This is a genomic window from Kitasatospora sp. NPDC004531 (assembly GCF_053602195.1).
Window position 1 is genome coordinate 76,228 of record NZ_JBSGDD010000011.1, and the last position, 21,209, is coordinate 97,436.

Below are 21,209 nucleotides of genomic sequence, written 5' to 3' on the forward strand. Positions count from 1 at the left end.
GGGAGGAGACGCCATGGCAGCGGACACCGCGGCCGCGCTGTTCGACGTGGACGGCACCCTGGTGGACACCTCGTACCTGCACACCCTCGCCTGGTCAGAGGCCCTGCGGCAGCACGGCCACCACCCGCCCGCCGCGTCGGTGCACCGCGCCATCGGCATGGGCTCCGACCAGCTGCTCGACCACCTGCTGGGCGACGGCCGCGACCGCTCCGAGGACGACGCCGTCTCGGCCGCGCACCTCGCCCTGTACGCCCAGCACTGGCCGGGCCTGCGGGCCTTCGACGGCGCGGCCGACCTGCTGCGCGCCTGCGCCGACCGGGGGTGGCGGGTGGTGCTGTGCACCTCCGCGTCGGGCCCCGAACTCGACGTGCTGCGCAAGGTGTTGGACGCGGACGAGGCGATCTTCGCGGTCACCGACGCGGATTCCGTGTCGGCCTCCAAGCCCGCCCCGGACCTGGTGCACAGCGCCCTGGACCGGGCCTCGGCGTCCCCCGAACGGGCGGTCTTCGTCGGCGACACCGTCTGGGACGTGCGCGCCGCGAACCGCGCGGGCACCCCGTGCGTGGCGGTGGAGACGGGCGGCTTCGCGGGCGACGAACTGCGCGGCGCGGGTGCGCTGGAGGTGCACGCCTCGGTCGGCGCGCTGCTGGAGTCGCTGGACGACAGCGTGCTGGCCCGGCCCCGGTCCGGTGCCCGGTGAACGCCGCCCGGGGCCCGGCGGCCTCGGCCCGCTGCATCGCCTACCGGCTGCGCGCCCTGGCCTGGTCGGCCCTGTGCGCCCTCGCCGCCCGCCCCGCGACGGACCCGCCCGCAGCCGGGGCCGCCTCCGGGGAGGCCTGACGGGAAGCGCCGGCCGGCGCGCGGGCGGGTCGGGGACGGTCTGACGCGGGCGTCCGCTACGCGGCGTGCTCGACGTAAGTGACGGGCGCGGCCGCCGCGTTCGTCTTGACCGAGGCGATGCCTTTCTCGCACGCGGCCTTGCTGTTGTACGCCTCGCCAACGGCGATGATCTCCCCGTTGCCGGCCTTCAGCCGGAACCGGTACTTGCCCGACTTGTCGGTGTAGACCTCAAACTTTCCGGACACTGCTCTCTCCTCGGTACGGTCGTTCGGCACTGGTGCGGGCGGTCCCGGTCGAACCCCGGGCCCCGGCCCTACTTGGAGGGTGCACGCCGCACCCCGATCCCGCGAGCGCTGGCGTTCGCGGCCGTAACTGTCCGTCGCGGAGCGTGGGTTCGGGCGGCCCCGCCCTCTCCGCGACGGCGCGATCCCCTCTCAGCCGCCTGCGCCCGCCCGCTCGCCCCCGCCGGCCGGGGGGCGCAGTTCGCGGAAGACCGCCCAGCCCACGGACAGCACCGGGACGGCGACGGCCGCGCCGACGATGCCGCCGAGGGTGCCGCCGGCGGCGACGGCGAGGGCGATCGCGACGGGGTGCAGGCGCACCGCCCAGCCCATCACCAGCGGGTGCAGGACGTGGCCCTCCAGTTGGCCGATGACCACGATCAGGGCGAGCACCAGCAGCGCGGTGACCGGTCCCCGGGTGGCGAGGGCGACCAGCGAGGCGACGGCCAGCGCGATCGGCGAGCCGATCAGCGGGATCAGCGCGGCCACGAACTCCAGGCAGGCCAGCGGCACGGCGAGCGGCACACCGAGCGCGGCCAGCACCACGCCGACCAGGACGGCGTTGGTGCCCGCGACCAGGAACAGGCCCCGGGTGTACCCGGCGAAGGTGCGCCACGCCGCGTGGCCGGCCCGCCGCCACAGGGTGCGGGGGCGGGACGGCATCAGGGACGTTCCCCAGCTCCACATCCGCTCGCCGGAGTGCGTGAAGAACACCGCGCAGAACAGCGCCAGCGCACCCGCGGCCGCCGCCTCGACCACCAGGCCGGCGCCGGTGACGGCCGTGGACAGCACGGTCTGCCGGTGGGTGCTGAGCAGTTGGCCGAGGCGCTGCCGCAGGTCGCCGAGGGTGCCGGCCCGGGCATGGAACGGCGGGCCCTCCAGCCAGTGCTCCAGCCGGTCCAGGCCTCCGCGCACCTGGCCGCCGAGCTGCCCGGCCTGCGCCTCGACGACCACCGCGATCAGCGTGCCCAGGCCGGCGAGCAGCACCAGCGAGCCCAGCACGGCGAGCAGCACCGCGAGTGCGCGCGGCATCCGGCGGGCCAGCAGGTCGACGGGCGGCCGCAGCACGGCGGTCACCACCAGGGCGACGAAGACGGCCACCACGGGCAGCAGCAGCCGGCTGACGATCAGGTACCCGGCGTACCCGGCGACCGCGACGGCCAGCAGCCGCCAGGCCCGCCCGGCGACCCGCTCCAGCCCGGACGGCCGCACCGGCGCACCGGCCGCCCGCACGGACGCGGACGCCGCCCGCCGCCGGGCCCCGGGCCGGCCCGGCCGGCTGCCCCGCGGGGCGCGGACCCTGCCGTCCCCGCGCTCACCCGGACGTTCGGACATCGCGCCCCGCACCTCCCGCCGTCCCGCCTGCCCCGGCCCGCTCCGGTTCCACCTGATCGACACTCCCGACCACTTTCGACCACTTCGGACCGTTCTGGCACGGTTTCAGCCAGTGTCAGACCGTTTCGGGGCGGCTGCCGCCGGACAGGCGCGTCACATGAACGCCGCGCCACCGCCCGCATCCGCGCCCCCGTCCGCGTCCCGGCCCGCGCCCGATCCCGGTCCGGGAGGGCCCCGGCGCTACCTGCTGTGCCCGCCGGAGCACTTCGCGGTGGACTACGCGATCAACCCATGGATGGACCCCGCCCGGCCGGTGGACCGGGCGGCCGCGCTGCGGCAGTGGGAGGACCTGGCGGGGACGCTGCGCGCACTGGGCCACCGGGTGGAACTGCTGGCACCCGAGCCCGGGCTGCCGGACATGGTGTTCACCGCGAACGGCGCGACGGTGGTGGCGGGGCGGGTGCTGGTGGCGCGGTTCCGCCACCCGCAGCGGGCCGGGGAGTCGGCGGCGCACCTGCGCTGGTTCCGCTCGGCCGGGTTCCGGCAGGTGCACACCGCGTCCGAGGTGAACGAGGGCGAGGGCGACCTGCTGGTGGCGGGCTCGCGCATCCTCGCGGCCAGCGGGTTCCGCACCACCCCGGCGGCCCACCGGGAGGCCCGGCGACTGCTGCGACTGCCGGTGGTGACCCTCCGGCTGACCGACCCGCGCTACTACCACCTGGACACCGCGCTGGCCGTGCTGGACCGCGACCGGATCATGTACTACCCCCAGGCGTTCTCCGCCGCCAGCCGCCGCCTGCTGCGCCGGCTGTACCCGGACGCGATCCTCGCCGGGCCGTCGGACGCCGCCGCGTTCGGGCTGAACGCCGTCAGCGACGGGCGGCACGTGGTGCTGCCGGACGGGGCGCGGGCGCTGGCCGAACAGCTGCGCGGCGCCGGGTACGAGCCGGTGCCGGTGGCCGTGCCGGAGCTGCGGAAGGCCGGCGGCGGCCCCAAGTGCTGCGTCCTGGAACTGCGTTCGGAACGAGGACCGACATGACCCGCTCCCCCGCCCCCGCCCGGCCCGCCGCTCCCGCCCTGCCGTCCGCACGCGGCCCGCTCTCGGCGGCCGTGCTGGCGGCCCTGCGCGGCCCCGCCGGGCACCCGCACCCCCTGCCCGCGCCGCCGCCGGAGGCGCTCGCGGATCCGTGGGGCGAGGACCCGCAGCTCGCCCTGTACGTCTGCTACGAGCTGCACTACCAGGGCTTCGCGGGCGTGGACGACGACTGGGAGTGGTCGCCGGACCTGCTCGCCCTGCGGGGTGCCCTGGAGCGGGCCTTCCTGTCGGCGCTGCGCCGCGAGGTCGGCCCACCGCCGCCGCTCGCCGAGGTGCTGGCGCAGCTGCTGGTGGTGCCGCCGGACGGCGACGGACCCTCCTACCACCTGCGGGCGTCCGGGACGAGGGCGCAGCTGCGCGAGTACCTGGCACACCGTTCGCTGTACCAGCTGAAGGAGGCGGACCCGCAGATGTGGGCGGTGCCGCGGCTGCCGAACCCGGCGAAGGCCGCGCTGGTGGCCGTGCAGTACGACGAGTACGGCGCGGGCCGGCCGGAGCGGGCGCACGCCGAGCTGTTCGCGGCGACGATGGCGGACTTCGGGCTCGATCCGACGTACGGCGCCTACCTCGACGCGACGCCCGGGCCGACCCTGGCGGTGGTCAACACCATGTCGCTGTTCGGCCTGCACCGGGCCCTGCGGGGCGCGCTGGTGGGGCAGTTCGCGGTGGTGGAGATCACCTCGCCGCCCGGCGCGGCGCGGCTGGTGGAGGCCCTCGAACGGCTCGGCGCGTCCCCGCGCGGCACGCGGTTCTACCGCGAGCACGTCCTGGCCGACGCCGTCCACGAGCAGCTCGTCCGCCGCACCGTCATCGACCCCCTGGTCGCCGACGCCGGCCTCCCGCCGTCCGACATCGCCTTCGGCGCGCTCGCCTACTCGCTCGCCGAACAGCGGCTCGCCGCCCACCAGCTCAACGCCTGGCGCTCCGGCGCCGGTTCGCTGCGCACCCCGCTGCCCGAGGAGCCGACCGCATGAGCACGCCCGACCCCTTCCTGGACCTCCTCGACCCGCCCGTCCACGTGGTGACCGCCGAGGCGGACGGCGAACGGGCCGGCTGCCTGGTCGGCTTCGGCTCCCAGTGCTCGATCCACCCGCCCCGCTTCGCGCTGTGGCTGTCGCCCGCCAACCACACCTTCCGCGTCGCCTCGCGGGCCGTCGCGCTCGCCGTCCACCTGCTGCCCGCGAACGACGCGGGACGGGCGCTGGCCGTCCTGTTCGGCAGCCAGTGCGGCGCCGCGGTCGACAAGTTCGCACGCACCCCCTGGCACCCCGGCCCGGCGGGCGTCCCCGTCCTGGACACCGCGGCGGCCTGGTTCGCCGGCCGGATCGGCGACCGGATCGAGGGCGGCGACCACACCGCCTTCCTGCTCGACCCGATCGCCGCCGGCCCGGCCCCCTCCCCGCCCGGCGGCGTCCTGACCCTCCGCGATGTCACCGACCTCGACGCCGGACACCCCGCGTGACCGCGCCCCGGTGCCACCCCGACGTGTCGCCGTCCGCCCGACGGGCATACGCGGGCCATGCTGCTGATCAGACCCCCCGGCGTGTACCCCGTGCAGGGCGACACCGCGCTGCTGCTGGAGGTGCTCGGGCGTGAACGGATCCGGCCCGGCGCCCGGTGCCTGGACCTCGGGACCGGCTGCGGCGCGCTCGCGCTGGCGGCGGCCCGTCGCGGGTGCCGGGTCACGGCCGTGGACCTGTCCCGCCGCGCACTGGCCGCCGCCTGGCTGAACGCCCGCCTGCACCACCTGCCGCTGCGGCTGTGCCGGGGCGATCTGACCGCGCCCGTCCCGCCGGGCCGGTTCGACCTGGTGCTGTCCAACCCCCCGTACGTGCCCGCCCGCGACACCGGGCCGCCCGCGCACGGGCCCGCCGTGGCCTGGGACGCCGGCCCGGACGGGCGGCTGCTGCTCGACCGGCTGTGCCGCCAGGTCCCGCCGCGGCTGGCGCCCGGCGGGGTGCTGCTGCTGGTGCAGTCCTCGCTGGCCCGACCCGACTCCACCGTACGGGAGTTGCGGCGCGCGGGGCTGCAGGCGGACGTGGTGGAACGCAAGGCGCAGGAGTTCGGCCCGGTGATGACGTCCCGGGCGCGCTGGTTCGAGGACGCCGGTCTGATCGAACCGGGCGTGCGGACCGAGGAGTTGGCGGTGGTGCGCGGTGTCCGCCGCTGACCGCGAGGACCCGGCGCCCCGGGTGCGGCTGACCGATCACGGCCCGATGCTGATCGACGGCCCGATCGAGCTGCTGCTGCCCGACGGAAGCACGCTGTACTGCGACCGCCCGGTGGTCGCCGTCTGCACCTGCCGGCGCAGCCGCCGCTACCCGCTGTGCGACACCAGTCACCGCCGACGCGGCCGGCCCCGCCCGTTTCCGCCCCCGGCGCCGGGGCAGACGCCGGACTGACCAGGAGCGACACAGGCGCACGGCAGAAGGAGGTGGACACCATGGGGCGGCTCAACGTTCCGGTGATCTGCGGTCTCTCCGGAGACCTGGCCATTCCCGCCCTGCAGGTGGTCGAACTGCTGCGGGCGGTGCCCGACGAGTGGGTGGAGTGGGCCGAGCGGGACGACAACCGGCTCGATCCGGTGACCACCGCCGCGCTCGCCGACCTGATCCGCCAACTCGCCGACCAGATCGACCTGGCCTGCATCGAGATCGCCAGCACCGACTGAACGGCACTCAGCAGCACGGACCGTGCGGCTCAGCCTGCCAACTCCGGTAGCACGTCCTCCCGGTAGCAGTCGAAGAACTCCTCGGTGTGGCCGCCGATCTGGCCGACGTACACCTCGTCGAACCCGACCTCCAGGTACGGGCGCAGCAGCGCCAGGTGGGCCCGGGGGTCGGGGCCGTTGCCGCCGGACTCCCGGCAGGCGCGCAGGAGTTCGGCGTCCGGCACGGTGGTGATCGGGCCGTCGCCGAGGTCGGCCGCGAGGCGCGCCGCGCGAGGCCCGAACGCCTACCCGGCGGCCCGGATCGGAATCACCCGGCGCGCCGCGCCCCTGCCGTCAGGCCGTCACGGCGCCTGGACGTCGGCGGAGGGCGGCTCGGGCTCGTCGGGATCGCCGGTCTCGGCCTTGGGTTCGGCCGCTCCGCCCTTCGGGTGTTTGACCTCGGGCGGGGTCGGCGTCACGATCGGCGCGCTGTCGTCGTCACCGAGGTGCTGCTCCTGGCGCTCCGTCAGGTCGGGGTCGGCCTGCCGCGACTCGGACGGGGTGCGGTGTTCGGCGGTCATGGGGGCACGCTCCTTCACGTCGTGTCGTTCGACTCGGTCGCCGCCGCGCCTACCCGCCGCGAGCCGGAGCAATCCGCGCCCGAACCCGCCCCTGACCGCCGCCCCGCCCCGCCCCGCCCCCGGACGAGCAGCGCCGCCGCGACGCCCGGCTAGGTGACGTTGACCGCCTTCCAGGCCGCCGCCACCGCGGCGACCTCCGGCTGGCCGTACAGGTCGGCCGCCGCCGCGAGGGTCGCGGTGCGGGCGGAGCGGTAGTTGGTGGTGGAGGTGAAGTAGAGCGTCAGGGCGCGGTACCAGATCGCGGCGGCCTTGGTCCGGCCGATGCCGGTGACCGTCGAGCCGTCCACCGTCGGGCTGTTGTAGGCCACGCCGTTGATCACCTTGGCGCCGCTGCCCTCGGACAGCAGGTAGAAGAAGTGGTTGGCGGGGCCGGAGGAGTAGTGCGGGTCCAGGCTGCCGATGCCGGAGTACCAGTAGTCCCGCGACGAGCCGTCCTTGGAGGGCTTGTCCAGGTACCGCACCGGGGTGCCGTTGCCGTAGAGGTCGAGCTTCTCGCCGATCAGGTAGTCGGGCGGGTCGGCCGGCAGGTCGGCGTACCACTCGACCATGGTGCCGAAGATGTCGGAGCTGGCCTCGTCGAGGCCGCCGCCCTCGCCGGAGTAGGGCAGCGCGGCGGTGGCCCAGGTGACGCCGTGGCTCATCTCGTGGGCGGCGACGTCCAGTTCGGTCATCGGCCGGCTGTTGCCGAGGCCGTCGCCGTAGTTCATGCAGAAGCAGGTGTCGTCCCAGAACAGGTCGACCAGGTTGTTCCCGTAGTGGACGCGGCTGGTGACTCCGACACCGTTGTTCCGGATGCCGTTGCGGCCGTAGGTGTTCTTGAGCCAGTCCCAGGTCGCGGCCGCCCCGAACTGGGCGTCCACGGCGGCGGATTGGCGGTTGGACGGGAGGCCGTTGCCCCACACGTTGGTGGTGCTGGTGAACACCGCGCCGGTGGCCGCGTCGACGGTGGACTGGTTGCCCCGGGTGGTGTCCTTCAGCAGGTACGTGGCGCCGCTCTGCGCGGTGGTCAGGGTGACGGTGCCGACCCGGACGCCGTTGCCGGTGCCCGTCGCGGTCCGGATGCCGTCGTCGCTGGCGAGCACCGCGCCGGTCGCCGCGTCCGTGATCACCCGCCGGCTGCTGGGGACGCCGTCGACGCGCACGCCCGCCACCACGGTCCGGTAGGCCAGCCGCGGGGCGCCGTCGCGGGCCCACACCACCAGCTGCGCGTCACCGGCGGCGCCGACCTGCGCGAGCTCGGCGCCCTCCCGGCCCGCGGCCGCCCCGAGCCCGCTCCGGACGGCGTCGGCGGCCCCGGCGGCGGCCCGGTCGGCGGACAGCTCCGGGGAGAGGCTCGGCAGCGACAACTGCCCGGCGAACGCCCGGTCGACGGAGCTGATCGACCCGTCGGCCCGCTGGTGCACGACCAGGTCGCCGCCGACGACGGGCAGGCCCGCGAAGGTCCGCTCGTAGCGCAGGTGGCGGTCGCCGTCGGCGTCCGCCACCGCGTCCTTGACGACCAGGCGCTCCCGGTCGCCCAGCGCGAGCGCCCTGGCGACCGGACCGGCCTCGGCCCCGGCCAGGGCGAGCAGGGCGTCACGCTGCCGCCCCACCGCCGGCGCCTGCGCCTGCGCGGGGACGGGGGCGGCCGCGACCTGGACGGCGCCCGCCAGCAGGGCGGCGGCGGAGAGTACGGCTCCGAGTGTCGGCTTTCGCTTCACGTGCGGGGTCCCTTCCACGAAACCGCGGATGCGCGGTCGCGCCGCGCACCGGGGCACCGGGCTCGGCACCGTGGGGCGGTACGGGCGGCTGACGTGCTGCTCCCCGGCGGCCCGCCAGGGTGCGCGACGGCCGCCGAACGGGAGTTGGCCAGAAGCATGACAACGCACCGGCCGGAGCGACAGGTGCCCTCCGCAGATTGGCCTGCTCCCGCCACCCGCCCCGCCCGACGCCCCACCCTGGCGGCATCCCGCCACCGACCACCCCCTTGCCGCACCCCTACCGGCCTGCTACTGCCGACGCCCCCCACGAGCGGACCGCCCCCGGGCCCGAGGGCTCCGGAGGCGGTCCGCTGCCGAACGGCGGTGCTGCGGGCGGCTACCCCGCCGAACGGCGCCGCGCGCGGTGGAGCAGCACGCCGCCCAGCGTCAGCAGCCCGGCGCCCGCCAGGCCCGCCGCCGCGACCGTCGCGGGCGTACCCGTGTCCGGCAGGTGTCCCGACCCGCCACCGCCGTGCGGCGGCGCGGACGGAGCGCCCGGGTGGGGCGGCTTCGCGCAGTCCTCCTTCTCGGGGCACGGCGACACCGTGACGCACAGCGACACGGGCCGGCTCTCCAGCGGTTCGCCCTGCGGGTCACGGGCCGAGGCGGTCGCCGTGTTCGTGACGTGGCCGGCCTTCGCGTCCGCCTCCGTCACCACGTAGGCGCCGCGGCACGTGGTGCTCGCGCCCGGGTCCAGCGTCGTCGCGTCGCACACCACCGACGCCACCCGGTCGTCGCGGACGGCGACGTCCGTCAGCACGGTCGACCCGGTGTTGGTCACCGTGTACGTGTACGTCACGGTGTCGCCCGCCCGCGCGGAGCCCGTCACGTCGGCCTGCTTCACGATCGACAGCGACGAGGCGCCGGACGCCGTCTCCACCGTCGCCTCACCGGGCGGGCTCTGCACCGGCCGCCCCTCGGGGTCGCTGCCCGACGCGCGGGCCGTGTTGGTCACCCGGCCCGCTTCGACGTCCTCCTCGGTGATCGTGTACGAGCCGTGACAGGTGGTGCTCTGCCCCGGGTTCAGCGTCGTCGCGTCGCACACCACCGAGGCCACCCGGTCGTCGGTCACCGCGAGGCCGTGGACGGCCGCGTTGCCGGTGTTGGTGACGGTGTACGAGTAGGTGACGGTGTCGCCGGCGAAGAACGGGCCGGGCAGGTCCGCCCGCTTGGCCAGGCTCAGCGCCGGCGCGCCCGGGGTCACCGTGATGACGGCCGTGGTCTCCTCGCTGACCACCTGGTCGCCGGCCGGGTCCGCCGCGTAGGCCACGGCGATGTTGACGACGTGGCAGACGTTCGGGTCGGGCTGGTCGCACACCAGGTCCTGCCGGGTGACGGTGTACGTCCCGTGGCAGGTGGTGGTGGCGCCGGGGGCGAGGGCGGTCGCGTCGCAGGCAATGCCGGTGAGATGGTCGTCGACGACGGTCAGGTCGTTCACGGCGGTGTTGCCGGTGTTGGTGACGAGGTAGGAGTAGGCGACCGTCGAGCCGACCTGGAACGGTCCGCTGGAAGCCACCTGCTTCACCAGCGCCAACCGGGCGTCGGGGACGGGGACGGTGATGCTCGCGTCGGCGGGGTCGCTGGCGATCGGCCGGTCCTGCGGATCGTTCGCCCCGGCCCGCGCCGTGTTGGTGATGACGCACTGGGTGGCGTTGCCGTCCACCTGCAGGCAGTCGTCGATGTCGGCCTGGGTGACCGTGTACGTCCCGTGGCAGGTGGTGCTCGCGCCGGGGGCGAGCGTGGTCGCGTCGCAGGTGACGCCGGAGATCCGGGTGTCCGTGACGGTCAGGCTGTGCAGGTCGGTGGTGCCGGTGTTGGTGACGGTGTACGAGTAGCTCGCCGTCGAACCGACGTGGTACGGGCCGCTGGAGACCACCTGCTTCGTCAGGGTGAGGTGCGGTGTGCCGACGGGCAGGGTCAGATCGGTCTCCGGGGAGGTGATCGTCTGCCCGTCCGCGCTGCCCGTCGCCGTGGCGGTGTTGGTGACCGAACCGGCCGTCCCGTCGGCCGCGGTGATGGTGTAGCTGCCGGTGCAGGTGGTGGTGTCCCCGGGGCTGTCCGCCGGCGCCAGCGTGGTCGACTGGCAGGTGATGCCGGTGACGTGGTCGTCGTGCACCTGCACGCCGGTCAGCTGCACCCCTCCGGTGTTGCGGACGGTGTACGCGTAGGTGACGGTCTGCCCGACGGCGTAGGGGCCGGGCGTGACCACGTTCTTCACGATCTGGAGCGCGGGCGGCTTCTGGAGCGGCACGCTCTCCGAGGACGGCGGCGAGGTGACCGGATCGCCGTCCGACAGGCCCGTCGCGACGGCCGTGTTGTCGATCGACCCGTTGGCCGCGTCGGCGGCGGTGACGGTGTACGTGGCGGTGCAGGTGATCGTCCGGCCGACCGCCAGCGTGGTCACGGGGCACGACACCGGGCCCACCTTCGGGTCGTTGACGACCAGGTCGGTGATCTCCGTGTTGCCCGAGTTGGTCACCACGAAGTCGTACGGCACCTGCGACCCCGGAGCCAGGTCGCCGGGCAGCGGCAGCCGCACCTGCTTCACCAGGTTCAGCTGCGGGAGCGGGGCGTCGGTGGTGACGACCACGTTGCGGATCAGGTGGACGTCGGTGGACGAGCCGCTCGACGAGGCGAAGCCGAACTTGTAGGTGGCCGGGAGCGGTTGGGGCGCGGGGGTGGACAGCACCTGGTGCGGGCCGGTGCCGTCGTTGAAGTCGATCGTCACGGTGACCGTCGGGTTGGCTCCGGCGGTGATGCGCACGTTCACCTGGCGCCGGGACTCCTCCAGGATCTCCACCGCCTGCGCCGGGGTGACGCCCGGCGGCATGACGGTCGTCGGGCCCTGGAGCGTGGCCGGCAGGGTCGACGGCCACGGGCCGGTCTCGGTGAAGTTGCTGGTGGTGGCGGTCAGGAAGCAGTAGCCGACCACGTCGTTGCCCGGGCCGCGCAGGGTGACCATGTTCGGCCCCGGCGGCGGCCACGCGGTCCTGGACGGCGCCCGCTGGGGACAGCCGTTGCCGCGCTCCTCCCCGTCGCCGAAGAAGTTGCCGTACACGTCCAGGCCGACGCCGAGGTAGCCGTGGTCGACGCCGGGCAGCAGCGGACTGTCGGGATTGTCGGCCTGCCGGATCTGGGCGTAGCCGAGGCTGCCGCCGTAGGCGCCCGGACGGGTCAGCGACGCGGCGCCGTCCACCAGGAAGAAGGAGATCCCGTCCGCCGGGTTCGCCGGGGTGGTGCTGCCGTACTGGTACTGGTCGAACGTGACGTCGAGGCCCTGCCCCGCCGGGAGGGCGTGGTTGTACAGCACGGCCGCGCTCTGGAAGTACCCGGCGTCGGTCAGCCGCAGGAAGCCGTCCGGCGCCCCGTTGTCCGGGGGCACCGGCCCGACGGCCGGCGGGCAGCCGACCAGCGGGCGGTTCCCGCTCCCGGGCGGCGAACCCACCGGCGGCGCGCCGGTCAGGCAGGCCGACCCGACGGCCGAGAACTCCGGGGCGGTGGCCTGCCCGAACGTCTCGTCGAGCAGCTGGGCGCCGAGGGCCCGGGGCTGCGCCTGCACGGCGGCGGCCCCCGGGTGCGCCCGGGCGAGGCCGCTCCCGCCGATCGACAGCGGCAGCGCGGCGCCGACGGCCAGGGCCAGCGCGGCCGAGACGAGACGGGAGGTCCGCGCGCCCCGGCCGCCCCGCCCGCGTCGGCCTGGCCGACCCGGCGGCGAAGAAGATTGTCGTCTTTTCATATTTTTCATCGGTAACCGTCGCCGGACGGTCGCCCCGGACGCCGGTCCGGCAGGTCGCTCGGACGGCTGCCGCAACAGACCCCGTTGCCCTACCCGCGGTGCGCTAACGGAGTGTCAGGCGGGCCCGGAGCACCGGACGCAGGCGCTCGACGTCGGCCGGCGTCGTGACGGTGAACAGCACCCGGAAGAGCGCGCCGCGGCGGGGCTCGGCGCGGATCTGCCGGGCCAGGCCGGGCGGGAGGTCGGGGAGGGCGGCGACGGTCTCGCGCAGGCGCTCGGCGAACAGGAAGCTGCAGGTGGCGACGGAACCGTCGATCGCGATCCAGGCGACGGTGCGTCGGCGGTCCGCGGCCTTGACCAGCCAGCCGCCGTCGCGGAACCACCGCCAGGACGCGTCGACGCCGGCCGCCGCCAGCTCGCGCATCAGCGCGTCCCAGCCGTCGCTCGCCGGGCCCAGCGCGTCGGCGATCAGCGCGGCGGTCGGCTCGGTCCCCGGGTCCGTGAACGGGTTCGCCATCCTGCGAGGCTAACCGCGCGGGCCCGGGCGCGCCGGTTTGGGATGTGCGGAGGTGGGCACGCGCGGCCATCGAGGGGGGTTGGGACCTGCGACGAAGAGGGTGCTGACGATGACAGCCGAGCCGGAGCTGGACCTGGTGGAGCAGCTGACCACCGACCACGAGGTGCTGCGGGTGCGCTTCAGCGAGCTGGCGGGCCTCCCGCTGGGCGATCCGCGTCGGGAGCGGCTGGCGTTCCTGACCGCCGACACGCTGCTGCGGCACTTGAAGGCGGAGGACGAGTACCTGTACCCGATCGCCCGCGCCGGTCGGCCGCCGAGGGACGACGCCGTGGCGCACGGGCTGGCGGCGCACGCCGCGCTGTACGAGCTGGTGCGCGAGCTGCAGGCGAGCGCGCCGGGCTCGGCGGAGTTCGACCGGCTGCTGGCGCGGCTGGTCGAGCAGGCGACCGGGCACTTCGGGCTGGAGGAGGCGCGGCTGTTCCCGACCGTGCGGACCTCCGCCGCCCCGCCCCGGCTGGTGGCGCTGGGCGAGCGGGCCCGGAGCACCGAGCGGACCGCGCCGTCGCGGCCGGTCGCGGCGGGCGCCGTGCTGCCGCCGGACGACCTGGTCGCGCCCGAGCTGACCTGGCACGAGCGGATGCACCGCCGCTTCCGGTTCGGCGACATGCGCGAGGACTGAGACCGCCCGGTCAGTCGCGGTCCGCGCCGGTCAGCCGGACCGCCAGCACGCAGGTGTCGTCGAGCGGGTTGGGCGCCCCGAGGCGGCGCAGCAGGTGATCGAGGAGTCCGTCGAGGTCGGGCGGGCGGTACTCCGCGCAGGCGTGCAGCAGCCGGTCGAGGCCGGTGGCGAGGTCGGCGCCGCGGCGGGCGATCAGGCCGTCGGTGTAGAGCAGCAGGCGGTCACCGGGGGTGAACCGGAGTTCGGCGGTGGCGTAGCGGGCCCGGGGGGCGACGCCGAGGACCAGGCCGGCGGGCGGGTCGAGCGGGCGGGCGGCACCGGCGCGGAGCAGCACGGGCGGCAGGTGGCCGGCCCGGGCCCAGGCGAAGCTGCCGGTGCGCGGGTCGAGGCGGGCGACGGCGACGGTGGCGATGTGGTCGGCGCGCTGGTGGCAGAGGATGCGGTTGAGGCGGTCGAGGATGCGGGCGGGTTCGGGGGCGTCGTAGGCGATGCCGCGCAGGGCGTGGCGGAGCTGGGACATCGCGGCGGCGGCCGGCAGTCCGTGTCCGGAGACGTCGCCGACGGCGAGCAGGACGGTGCCGTCGGGGAGGTCGAGCAGGTCGTACCAGTCGCCGCCGACCTTGGTCTCGCGTTCGGCGGGCAGGTACCGGCAGGCGCTCTCCAGTCCGGCGACGGGCCGTCCGGCGGGGGCGCTCATCAGGGCCTGTTGCAGGGCCCGGACGGCGCGTTGTTCGCCGCCGGTGCGGCGGCGCTGGTCGGCGAGGCGGTCGCGGGTGTCACTGAGGGCCTGTTCGGCGCGCCGCCAGGGGGTGACGTCCTGGACGACGCCGGTGAGGGCGAGCAGGCGGCCGTCGGGGGTGACGGTGGGTTCGGCGAGGGCGCGCAGGCTGCGGTGGCCGTCGGGGGCCCGGACGGCGAAGTCGAGGGCTGCGGCGGTGCGGCCGGCCAGCAGGTCGGCGGCGGCGGCGCGGACGGCGTCACGGTCGGCGGGGGCGACGGCGGCGAGCGCGGTGCGCGGGTCGAGCCGGGTGGCGTCGGCGGGCGCGCCGAACAGGGCGGGGACGCCGACGGAGCAGCTCAGCTCGGGTTCGCCGGGCCGCCACTGCCAGGTGCCGAGCCGGGCGAGCCGGGCGGCCTGCGCGGCCTGGACGAGGTGGCGTTCGGCTTCGTCGTGGGAGCGCCAGGTGACCAGCAGGCCGTCCTGGAACGGGGTGGCGTGCAGGGTCATCGCGGTGGCCCGGGCGCTGCCGCCGACCGTCTCCACGTAGCGTTCGGCCTCGCCGAGGTAGGGGATGCCGCGCTCGGCGGCGGCGCACAGCCGGTCGAACGCGCCGGAGACGACCATGCCCGGGTACAGCTCGGAGAGGCGGCGGCCGCGCAGGTCGGCGGCGTCCCGGCCGGCCAGGTCGACGGTGGCGGCGTTGGCGTGCTCGACCAGCAGGTCGGTGACCGGGCCGCCGGTCTCGCGGACGGCGCGCAGCAGCAGGACGGGGTCGAGCAGCCCGTCCACCACGGCCCGGAACCAGGGCGCGCCGGCCGGGTCCAGGGCGTTCGGGTCGAGGGCGTTCGGGGACTGTCCGGCGGGCAGCGCGGCGAGGGTGTCGGCGGTGAGGTCGGCGAGCGCGCCGAGGTGGGCCTCGGCGGCGCGGGTGGGGCGGTAGCGCGCGGCCCAGCCGATCTTCATGGCGCCGATCAGCTGGTCGCCGGAGTCGTCGTGCACGCGCAGCGGCAGGGCGCAGACGGTGACCCCGGAGACCAGGTCCTCGCCGGTCAACTCGGGGTAGCGGCTGGCGAATTGGCGGCGGTCGGCGGCCCAGACGGCGCGGCCGGTGCGCAGCGCCTCGGTCAGCGGCACGTTGGTGCGCGGCGGGATCCGCTGCCACTGGCTGAGCTGTCCGGCGCTCACGCCGTGGGCGCCGACCAGGCGCAGCGCGCCGTCCGGTTCGCGCAGCGCGATCGCGACGGCCTGCGCGCCGAGCGGGGCGAGGGCGGCCCGGTGCAGGCGTTCGGCGAGTTCGTCGGCGTTGGCGGCGGTGGCGGCCGCGGCGGCGGCGAGGTGGAAGCGGGTGGCGAGTTCGGCGTCCCGGCGGGCGCGGGCGGGCGGCCGGGCGGCGGGCGAGGGCGGGGCGGCGTCGGCCTGCGCGGCGTCCGGGGGTTCGTCGGAGGTGCGGGCGGCGGGGCGGGGTGCGGCCTCGGCGACCAGGTCGGCGGCGCTCCGGGCGAGTTTGCGGTTGTCCTGCTGGGAGCGGCGCACCAGTTCCGCGAAGGCCTCGTCGGGCGTGCAGGCGAGGCGTCCGACCAGCAGTCCCTTGGCCTGTTCGATCACGGCGCGGGTGCGCATGGCGGAGCGCAGGCCTTCCAGTTCGGTCCGCAGCCGGTCGACCGTGGCCTCGATCGGGGGCCGTTCGTCCCCTGCGGGCCGCTCCTCGCCCGCGGGCCCGTCCTCGCCCGCGGGCCGTTCTTCGCCGACCGCCACGGTCTCCTCGCCTCCGCCGTCCCCGGCTCCACCCTATGCCGCTCGGCCGTCCGGTATCGGGCGGTTCATCCGTGGTTTCGCGGGCCGCGATCGCGGTGAGACGCGGCGTGAGGGGGTCGGACGGAGCACGGAGCGGAGGGTCGAGATGAACGAGCTGGCCGGAGTGACGGTCGCCTTTCTGGCGGCGCCCGAAGGGACGGAGCAGGTCGAGCTGACCTCGCCGTGGCAGGCGGTCGAGGAGCACGGGGGCACGCCGCGCCTGGTGTCCACGAAGGCGGGGAAGATCCAGGCGTTCGACCACCTGGACCGGGCGGACACCTTCACGGTGGACGCGGTCGCGGCGGACACCTCGGCCGCCGACTTCGACGCGCTGGTACTGCCGGGCGGGGTGGCGAACCCGGACTTCCTGCGCACGGACCGCCGCGCGGTGGAGTTCGTCGGCGGTTTCTTCGCGCGCGGCAAGCCGGTCGCGGTGATCTGCCACGGGCCGTGGACGCTGATCGAGGCCGGCGCGGTGCGCGGCCGCACCCTGACGTCCTGGCCGAGCCTGCGCACCGACCTGCTGAACGCGGGCGCGAACTGGGTGGACCAGGAGGTGGCGGTCTGCACGGACGGCCCCAACACGCTGGTCTCCAGCCGCAGGCCGGACGATCTTCCGGCCTTCGACCGGGCGCTGGTGGCCGCGTTCGCCGGACGCCCGACGGAGGCCTGAGCGACCCGGCCGCCGGGGGCGCGCCGGCCTCCCACCGGCCCCGCCCGGGGCCCGGCACGCAGGACCTCACCCCGCGCGTGCCGGCGTCCCGGGCGGTCTGCTGTGCCCGCACCGCACCCGGGGGCGGCGAGTCAACCGAGGCCGTGGGGCGGGCGGTCGAGGATGAGCGCGCCGGCCCGGTCGATGACCTCGGCGCGGGTGCGGCCGGGGTGGTCGGCGGCCAGGAAGCCGCTGCCGATGGCCACGCAGAACGCCAGCAGGCTGCGGGCCTCGATCTCGTCGGGGTCGGTGCAGAAGGCGCCGATCGTCTCGCGCAGCAGGTCCATGCGCGCGTTGTCCACGCGGCGCAGGCGTTCGGCGACGGCCGCATCGCGGCGGGCCCAGTCGCGGACGGCCAGGTCGATGGCGCGCAGCGGGCCGGAGAAGGTGAGCCTGCCGGCCAGCCGCGCACGGTCCTTGGGGTCGCCGCCCTCGGCGTCGACCTGGTCGAGGACGTCGTCGGTGACTTCGCGCTCCCAGGTGTCCAGCATCTCGGTGAGCAGGGCATCGCGGTCGGCGAAGTAGCCGTAGAAGCCGCCCTTGGTGACACCCAGGGACTTCGCCAGCGCCTCGACGCGCACGGCGTCCACGCCGCCCGAGGCCAGTGTCCGCAGGCCTTCCTCGACCCACTTCTCGCGCGGTGTGCGCAGTGCGCCCATCTGTGTCCCACCTCACATTCCCGGCCGTTGTGCGGGTGCGTACAACGAGCCTAGCCTTCAGTTGTACGCAACCGTACAACGCCGGACGGGGCCACCACGGGGCCGTCGTCCGACGTGCAGACTGTCACACCCTCGAAGGGATCCGGACATGCCCACCAACGCGCGCTGGAAGAAGACCCTGGCCACCGCCGGGATCGCCCTCGCCGCCCTCACCATGTCGGCCACGGCCCTGACCGGCCAGGCCTCCGCCGCGGGGGCCACCGACGGCCAGGCCGGCCTCACGGGCGCCTACTGCATCGAGAGCCCCGGAGTCACCACCTGCTTCGAGGCGTACGGCGACAAGGTGCGGGTGTACGACAGCGCCAAGGACGGCTACTCGGCGGTCGGCCTGTGGACCACCGACTGCGGCCGCGACGGCGGGTGCCGCAACGCCAACGGCTACGGCACCTGGGCGGAGTGCAACTACGACATGCGCGAGACGGGCCACATCCGGCTCCAGAACGCGCTGTACGACGGCGACACCGGCCGGATGGTCCCGATCGACAAGTTCTCGCCCTGGCTCGCGATCGGCTGACCGGCCGCGTCCGACGACCCGCCGGAACAGGAAACCGCTTTCCCGTTCCGGCGGGCCGACGGGTCGGCCGGCCGGCGGGTCGGCCGCGCGGGCGTCGCGTACGGGGGTCGCGTCGCCCGCGACGGCGGTTCGGCGTCGGCTCAGCAGCGCGGCACCGAGTTGTTGTGGAAGGCGGCGGCGCCGTCCACGTAGTTGGCGAACGTCCAGGCGGCGGACCCGTAGAAGTCCGTGTAGTTGCCGTAGTCGACCGCCCACGTGCGGTACCAGACATTGCCGTCCGTGCCGACCTGGCCGCCGGACACCCAGCAGTCGATCCGCAGGAACCCGCTGTATGCGGCCAGGTCGCCGTCCACCTTGCCGGCCGTCGGATAGTAGTTGTTGTATATGCCGACGCCGTGGGCGGTGTTGTGCCCCACCCAGATCGGCGTGGCTGCGGACGCGGGCGCGCTCCCGGCGCCGACGACCCCGGCCGCCGCGATGGTCGCCGCCACAGCGGCCTTCGCGGCCTTGCTGATCCACTTGGACATGGCTGCCTCCCAGCTCTGCCACCCGCCTCTGCGGGCAGGAACCCGGACATGCAACCAGCGGCCGCCGCACGGCAGCAAGGGCGCACTCGGCGCACTCCGACCATCGAACGCGCGCCCTGCTCGGCCCGGGCGGCTCCCCATCGGCGCAAGCCCGGAACCTGCCGACCGACGACCTGATGCTCCGTCAATTCCTCGCGACGACCCGGACGGTGCGCAGCTCGGAGTCGGCCGCGTCCGGAATGAGCATGCCGGCCGCGACACCGGTGCGCAGGTAGTCGAGGACGGGGCGGGTGAGGCGTTCGCCGGGGAGGGCGGCGGGGATTCCGGGCGGGTAGGGGGTGAGCATCTCGGCGGCGATCCGGCCGTCGGCCTCGGCGAGTCGGACGGTCTCGACCGGGCCGAAGAAGGCGTCGCGGGGCAACTGGGCCTGATCCAGCCGGAGTTCGGCGGGCGTAGGGACGTCGACCTGCGCAGCGGGAGTCAACTCGGGGGCGTGCTCGACGAGTTCTTCGAGGGCTTCCACCAGGGTGCCGGCGGTGACGGGGTCGTCGGCGTGGTTGAGCTGGGCGCTGATCCGGCGGTGGTCGCACAGGTGCAGGCTGAACTGGCGGTGGGAGCGCAGCCAGTCGCCGGCGCGGTAGCCGGTGGTGCCGAGACCGGCGACGTCGATGACGAGTTGCAGGGGGTCGAGGTCGGCAGCGAGGCCGGGGCCGCAGAAGTCGTCGCGGCCGTGGACGTGCAGGCTGTCGAGGGCGTCGATCCGCTTGCGGGTCTCGCGGGCCAGGGCGAGCGCGTCGCCGTAGAGGCGGGGGCCGTGCTGGACCATCTGGCGGCGCCAGCCGTCGAGGGCTGCATAGATCAGCACGTTGGGGCTGGTGGTGCCGAGCAGGTCGGCACGTTGTTCGAGGACGGCGGGGTCGACCAGGTCGCCGCGCAGGTGGAAGACGGAGCCCTGCTCCAGGCCGGAGCCCATCTTGTGGACGGAGGTGACGCACACGTCGGCGCGGGCGTCCATCGCCCAGGTCGGCAGTTCGCGGTGGAACGGCAGGTGCGCTCCCCACGCCTCGTCGACCAGCAGCGGGACGCCGTGCTCGTGGCAGAGGTCGGCGAGGACCGGCAGGTCCGCACAGGTGCCGTACGGCGTGGGCGAGGTGACCAGCGCGCCGCGCGCCTCGGGGTGGGCGGCGAGGGCCTTGCGGTAGGCGTCGACGGTGGGCGGGTGCGCGAGGTGGCGGTCTGCGTCCCAGGCCGGGTCGACCCAGAGCGGGCGGATGCCGGCCACGATCAGTCCGGCGATCACGGACTTGTGGGCGTCCCGGCCGACCAGCAGGTGTTCGTGCGGGCCGGCCACGGCGAGCATCGCCGCCTTGACGGACAGCGAACTGCCGCAGGTCGAGAAGAAGGTGTGGTCGGCGTCGACGGCCTCGGCCATCAGCTCCTGGGCGAGCTGCAGGGTGCCGTGCGAGTCGGTGCGGTCGTCCAGCCCGCCGGTGGCGAGCACGTCGGAGCGGAACACGTCCGCCCCGAGGACGTCCAGCACCCGGGGATCGGCGCCCCGGCCCTGCCGGTGACCGGGCGGGGCGAACGCGGTGATCGGGTTGGCGTGCAGTGCGGAAAGCGCTTCCAGCACGGGAGCCTGCGACTGGTCCATGCGCCGCGCCTGCCCGCGCACCCCGAACGGAAACCGCCCGCCGCACCCCAGGCCGGCCGGCCGCCTACTGCTCCGGCCCCGGCGGGCGGGCCGGTGTCGGTGCCAGCAGCGGTGCGTGGCGGGCCAGGAAGTCCCACAGCTGGTCGGCGACCGGGCCGTGCGGGCGGTCGCGGCGGCGGGCCGCGGAGAGTTCCTCGACCACGCCGGGGAAGTGCCGGCCGGCGATGGGGAGCAGGGTGCCGTCGCGCAGCTCCGACTCGATCAGGAAGCGCGGCAGGTGCCCCCAGGCCATGCCGTGCAGGATCAGCTCCTTCTTCATGAGGTGGTCCGGCACGGTGCACCGGGGCGCGCCCTCGACCAGGTAGTGGCCCGGTTCGACGGGGTTCCGCGCCGAGTCCCGGACCATGCACTGGGTGAAGGCCTGCATCCGCTGCGGCGTCAGCTCGGCGTTCGGGGGGAACGGCAGGAAGCCCGGCGCCACCACGGGCACCAGCGCGACGCGGCCGAGATCGACCCACTCCATCCGCACGTCGCTCTTGGGGACGCGGTGCACGATGAGGTCGGCCTCGTCCTCCAGCAGCCGCTCCCATGGGCCGGTCACCGTCTCGAACTGCAGGTGCAGCCGGGTCTGCGGGTGCTGCGCGAAGAACCGGCTGAGCAGCTCCAGCACCGGCGGCAGCGGGCACAGGTCGCCGAGCACCACCCGCAGCTCGGGCTCCTCGCCCATCGCCAACTGCCCGGCGTAGATGCGCAGTTCGTCGGCCTCGTGGAGCAGCAGATGCACCTTGCGGTGGAAGGCCCGCCCGGCCTCGGTGAGCCGCACCCGGTAGCCCGAGCGGTCCAGCAGCTCCAGGCCGAGCTGGCGTTCGAGCTTGCCCACCGCCGCGAAGACCGACGGGTGCGAGCGGTGCAGTCGCTCGGCGGCGGCCTGGAAGCCGCCCTCGGTCACGACGGCGTCGAAGCACTGCAGTTCATTGAGCGTGAAGTTCGACATTGTCGGGGAAGCCTACAGACTCGTATCAATCTTTGTCATGGAACTCTGCAGGCGGCGTCCCTA

At 75.2% G+C, this 21,209-nt stretch carries 23 protein-coding genes; 11 read left to right on the forward strand and 12 right to left on the reverse strand.

Features of this window, described 5'->3' with window-relative positions; all coding sequences use genetic code 11:
- The first annotated feature begins 13 nt into the window (after positions 1 to 13).
- Positions 14 to 700, forward strand: a complete 687-nt coding sequence (locus ACWEMJ_RS07870; protein WP_452136085.1) for an HAD family hydrolase — start codon at positions 14 to 16, stop codon at positions 698 to 700.
- The gene (locus tag ACWEMJ_RS07875) at positions 697 to 840 is read left to right on the forward strand and encodes a hypothetical protein (protein ID WP_452136086.1); all 144 of its coding nucleotides are present in this window, start codon (positions 697 to 699) and stop codon (positions 838 to 840) included. Before ACWEMJ_RS07870 ends, ACWEMJ_RS07875 begins: the two co-directional genes overlap by 4 nt.
- A 56-nt stretch (positions 841 to 896) precedes the next feature.
- On the opposite strand, the gene ACWEMJ_RS07880 is transcribed toward ACWEMJ_RS07875, so the two are convergent.
- Together ACWEMJ_RS07880 and ACWEMJ_RS07885 are read right to left on the reverse strand one after the other, a co-directional pair.
- Positions 897 to 1,085, reverse strand: a complete 189-nt coding sequence (locus tag ACWEMJ_RS07880) for a YegP family protein (protein WP_452136087.1) — start codon at positions 1,083 to 1,085, stop codon at positions 897 to 899.
- A gap of 189 nt (positions 1,086 to 1,274) precedes the next feature.
- The gene (locus tag ACWEMJ_RS07885) at positions 1,275 to 2,456 is read right to left on the reverse strand and encodes an AI-2E family transporter (RefSeq protein ID WP_452136088.1); all 1,182 of its coding nucleotides are present in this window, start codon (positions 2,454 to 2,456) and stop codon (positions 1,275 to 1,277) included.
- Positions 2,457 to 2,613: 157 nt separating this feature from the next.
- On the opposite strand from ACWEMJ_RS07885, the gene ddaH reads away from it, so the two are divergent.
- The 6 genes from ddaH to ACWEMJ_RS07915 are packed head-to-tail and all read left to right on the forward strand — an operon-like array spanning position 2,614 to position 6,223.
- Positions 2,614 to 3,495, forward strand: a complete 882-nt coding sequence (gene ddaH, locus ACWEMJ_RS07890) for a dimethylargininase (RefSeq protein ID WP_452136089.1) — start codon at positions 2,614 to 2,616, stop codon at positions 3,493 to 3,495.
- Positions 3,492 to 4,526: an iron-containing redox enzyme family protein gene (locus tag ACWEMJ_RS07895; RefSeq protein ID WP_452136090.1), complete on the forward strand. Its 1,035-nt coding sequence runs from the start codon at positions 3,492 to 3,494 to the stop codon at positions 4,524 to 4,526. Before ddaH ends, ACWEMJ_RS07895 begins: the two co-directional genes overlap by 4 nt.
- A complete protein-coding gene (locus ACWEMJ_RS07900) occupies positions 4,523 to 5,014 on the forward strand; it encodes a flavin reductase family protein (RefSeq protein WP_452136091.1) in 492 nt (163 codons plus the stop codon). Before ACWEMJ_RS07895 ends, ACWEMJ_RS07900 begins: the two co-directional genes overlap by 4 nt.
- A 57-nt stretch (positions 5,015 to 5,071) precedes the next feature.
- Positions 5,072 to 5,722: a HemK2/MTQ2 family protein methyltransferase gene (locus ACWEMJ_RS07905; RefSeq protein ID WP_452136092.1), complete on the forward strand. Its 651-nt coding sequence runs from the start codon at positions 5,072 to 5,074 to the stop codon at positions 5,720 to 5,722.
- The gene (locus ACWEMJ_RS07910; RefSeq protein WP_452136093.1) at positions 5,709 to 5,954 is read left to right on the forward strand and encodes a CDGSH iron-sulfur domain-containing protein; all 246 of its coding nucleotides are present in this window, start codon (positions 5,709 to 5,711) and stop codon (positions 5,952 to 5,954) included. The genes ACWEMJ_RS07905 and ACWEMJ_RS07910 overlap by 14 nt, the downstream gene beginning before the upstream one ends.
- A gap of 41 nt (positions 5,955 to 5,995) precedes the next feature.
- Complete coding sequence (locus ACWEMJ_RS07915; protein WP_452136094.1) at positions 5,996 to 6,223, forward strand: DUF6213 family protein; 228 nt, start codon at positions 5,996 to 5,998, stop codon at positions 6,221 to 6,223.
- 29 nt (positions 6,224 to 6,252) lie between these two features.
- Here ACWEMJ_RS07915 and ACWEMJ_RS07920 read toward each other — a convergent pair whose 3' ends face one another.
- The 5 genes from ACWEMJ_RS07920 to ACWEMJ_RS07940 form a co-directional block, all read right to left on the reverse strand.
- Positions 6,253 to 6,447 carry a hypothetical protein gene (locus ACWEMJ_RS07920; RefSeq protein WP_452136095.1) on the reverse strand — a complete coding sequence of 65 codons (195 nt, stop codon included), beginning with the start codon at positions 6,445 to 6,447 and terminating at the stop codon, positions 6,253 to 6,255.
- 117 nt (positions 6,448 to 6,564) lie between these two features.
- Positions 6,565 to 6,783, reverse strand: a complete 219-nt coding sequence (locus ACWEMJ_RS07925) for a hypothetical protein (RefSeq protein ID WP_452136096.1) — start codon at positions 6,781 to 6,783, stop codon at positions 6,565 to 6,567.
- A gap of 149 nt (positions 6,784 to 6,932) precedes the next feature.
- Positions 6,933 to 8,543, reverse strand: coding sequence for a M4 family metallopeptidase (locus tag ACWEMJ_RS07930; protein ID WP_452136097.1), 1,611 nt, complete (start codon positions 8,541 to 8,543; stop codon positions 6,933 to 6,935).
- Between the two features lie 376 nt (positions 8,544 to 8,919).
- On the reverse strand, positions 8,920 to 12,141 hold the full coding sequence (locus ACWEMJ_RS07935; protein ID WP_452136098.1) for a DUF7507 domain-containing protein: 3,222 nt from the start codon (positions 12,139 to 12,141) through the stop codon (positions 8,920 to 8,922).
- 280 nt (positions 12,142 to 12,421) lie between these two features.
- Positions 12,422 to 12,835 carry a DUF3788 family protein gene (locus ACWEMJ_RS07940; protein WP_452136099.1) on the reverse strand — a complete coding sequence of 138 codons (414 nt, stop codon included), beginning with the start codon at positions 12,833 to 12,835 and terminating at the stop codon, positions 12,422 to 12,424.
- 109 nt (positions 12,836 to 12,944) lie between these two features.
- Between ACWEMJ_RS07940 and ACWEMJ_RS07945 the strand changes: the two genes are divergently transcribed.
- Positions 12,945 to 13,514 (forward strand): hemerythrin domain-containing protein, encoded by a 570-nt coding sequence (locus tag ACWEMJ_RS07945; protein ID WP_452136100.1) that lies wholly within the window; start codon positions 12,945 to 12,947, stop codon positions 13,512 to 13,514.
- 10 nt (positions 13,515 to 13,524) lie between these two features.
- Here the strand turns inward: ACWEMJ_RS07945 and ACWEMJ_RS07950 are convergent, their stop codons facing one another.
- Complete coding sequence (locus ACWEMJ_RS07950) at positions 13,525 to 15,990, reverse strand: SpoIIE family protein phosphatase (protein ID WP_452136101.1); 2,466 nt, start codon at positions 15,988 to 15,990, stop codon at positions 13,525 to 13,527.
- A gap of 163 nt (positions 15,991 to 16,153) precedes the next feature.
- Here ACWEMJ_RS07950 and ACWEMJ_RS07955 point away from each other — a divergent pair, with 163 nt between their 5' ends.
- Positions 16,154 to 16,702 carry a type 1 glutamine amidotransferase domain-containing protein gene (locus tag ACWEMJ_RS07955; RefSeq protein ID WP_452136119.1) on the forward strand — a complete coding sequence of 183 codons (549 nt, stop codon included), beginning with the start codon at positions 16,154 to 16,156 and terminating at the stop codon, positions 16,700 to 16,702.
- Positions 16,703 to 16,833: 131 nt separating this feature from the next.
- Here ACWEMJ_RS07955 and ACWEMJ_RS07960 read toward each other — a convergent pair whose 3' ends face one another.
- Positions 16,834 to 17,400 (reverse strand): TetR/AcrR family transcriptional regulator, encoded by a 567-nt coding sequence (locus tag ACWEMJ_RS07960; RefSeq protein ID WP_452136102.1) that lies wholly within the window; start codon positions 17,398 to 17,400, stop codon positions 16,834 to 16,836.
- 148 nt (positions 17,401 to 17,548) lie between these two features.
- Between ACWEMJ_RS07960 and ACWEMJ_RS07965 the strand changes: the two genes are divergently transcribed.
- Positions 17,549 to 17,974 carry a hypothetical protein gene (locus ACWEMJ_RS07965; RefSeq protein WP_452136103.1) on the forward strand — a complete coding sequence of 142 codons (426 nt, stop codon included), beginning with the start codon at positions 17,549 to 17,551 and terminating at the stop codon, positions 17,972 to 17,974.
- Between the two features lie 140 nt (positions 17,975 to 18,114).
- On the opposite strand, the gene ACWEMJ_RS07970 is transcribed toward ACWEMJ_RS07965, so the two are convergent.
- The 3 genes from ACWEMJ_RS07970 to ACWEMJ_RS07980 form a co-directional block, all read right to left on the reverse strand.
- Positions 18,115 to 18,501: a hypothetical protein gene (locus tag ACWEMJ_RS07970; RefSeq protein WP_452136104.1), complete on the reverse strand. Its 387-nt coding sequence runs from the start codon at positions 18,499 to 18,501 to the stop codon at positions 18,115 to 18,117.
- A 184-nt stretch (positions 18,502 to 18,685) separates the two neighbouring features.
- The gene (locus ACWEMJ_RS07975) at positions 18,686 to 20,152 is read right to left on the reverse strand and encodes an aminotransferase class I/II-fold pyridoxal phosphate-dependent enzyme (RefSeq protein ID WP_452136105.1); all 1,467 of its coding nucleotides are present in this window, start codon (positions 20,150 to 20,152) and stop codon (positions 18,686 to 18,688) included.
- A 64-nt stretch (positions 20,153 to 20,216) separates the two neighbouring features.
- Positions 20,217 to 21,146: a LysR family transcriptional regulator gene (locus ACWEMJ_RS07980; RefSeq protein ID WP_452136106.1), complete on the reverse strand. Its 930-nt coding sequence runs from the start codon at positions 21,144 to 21,146 to the stop codon at positions 20,217 to 20,219.
- Positions 21,147 to 21,209: the final 63 nt, after the last annotated feature.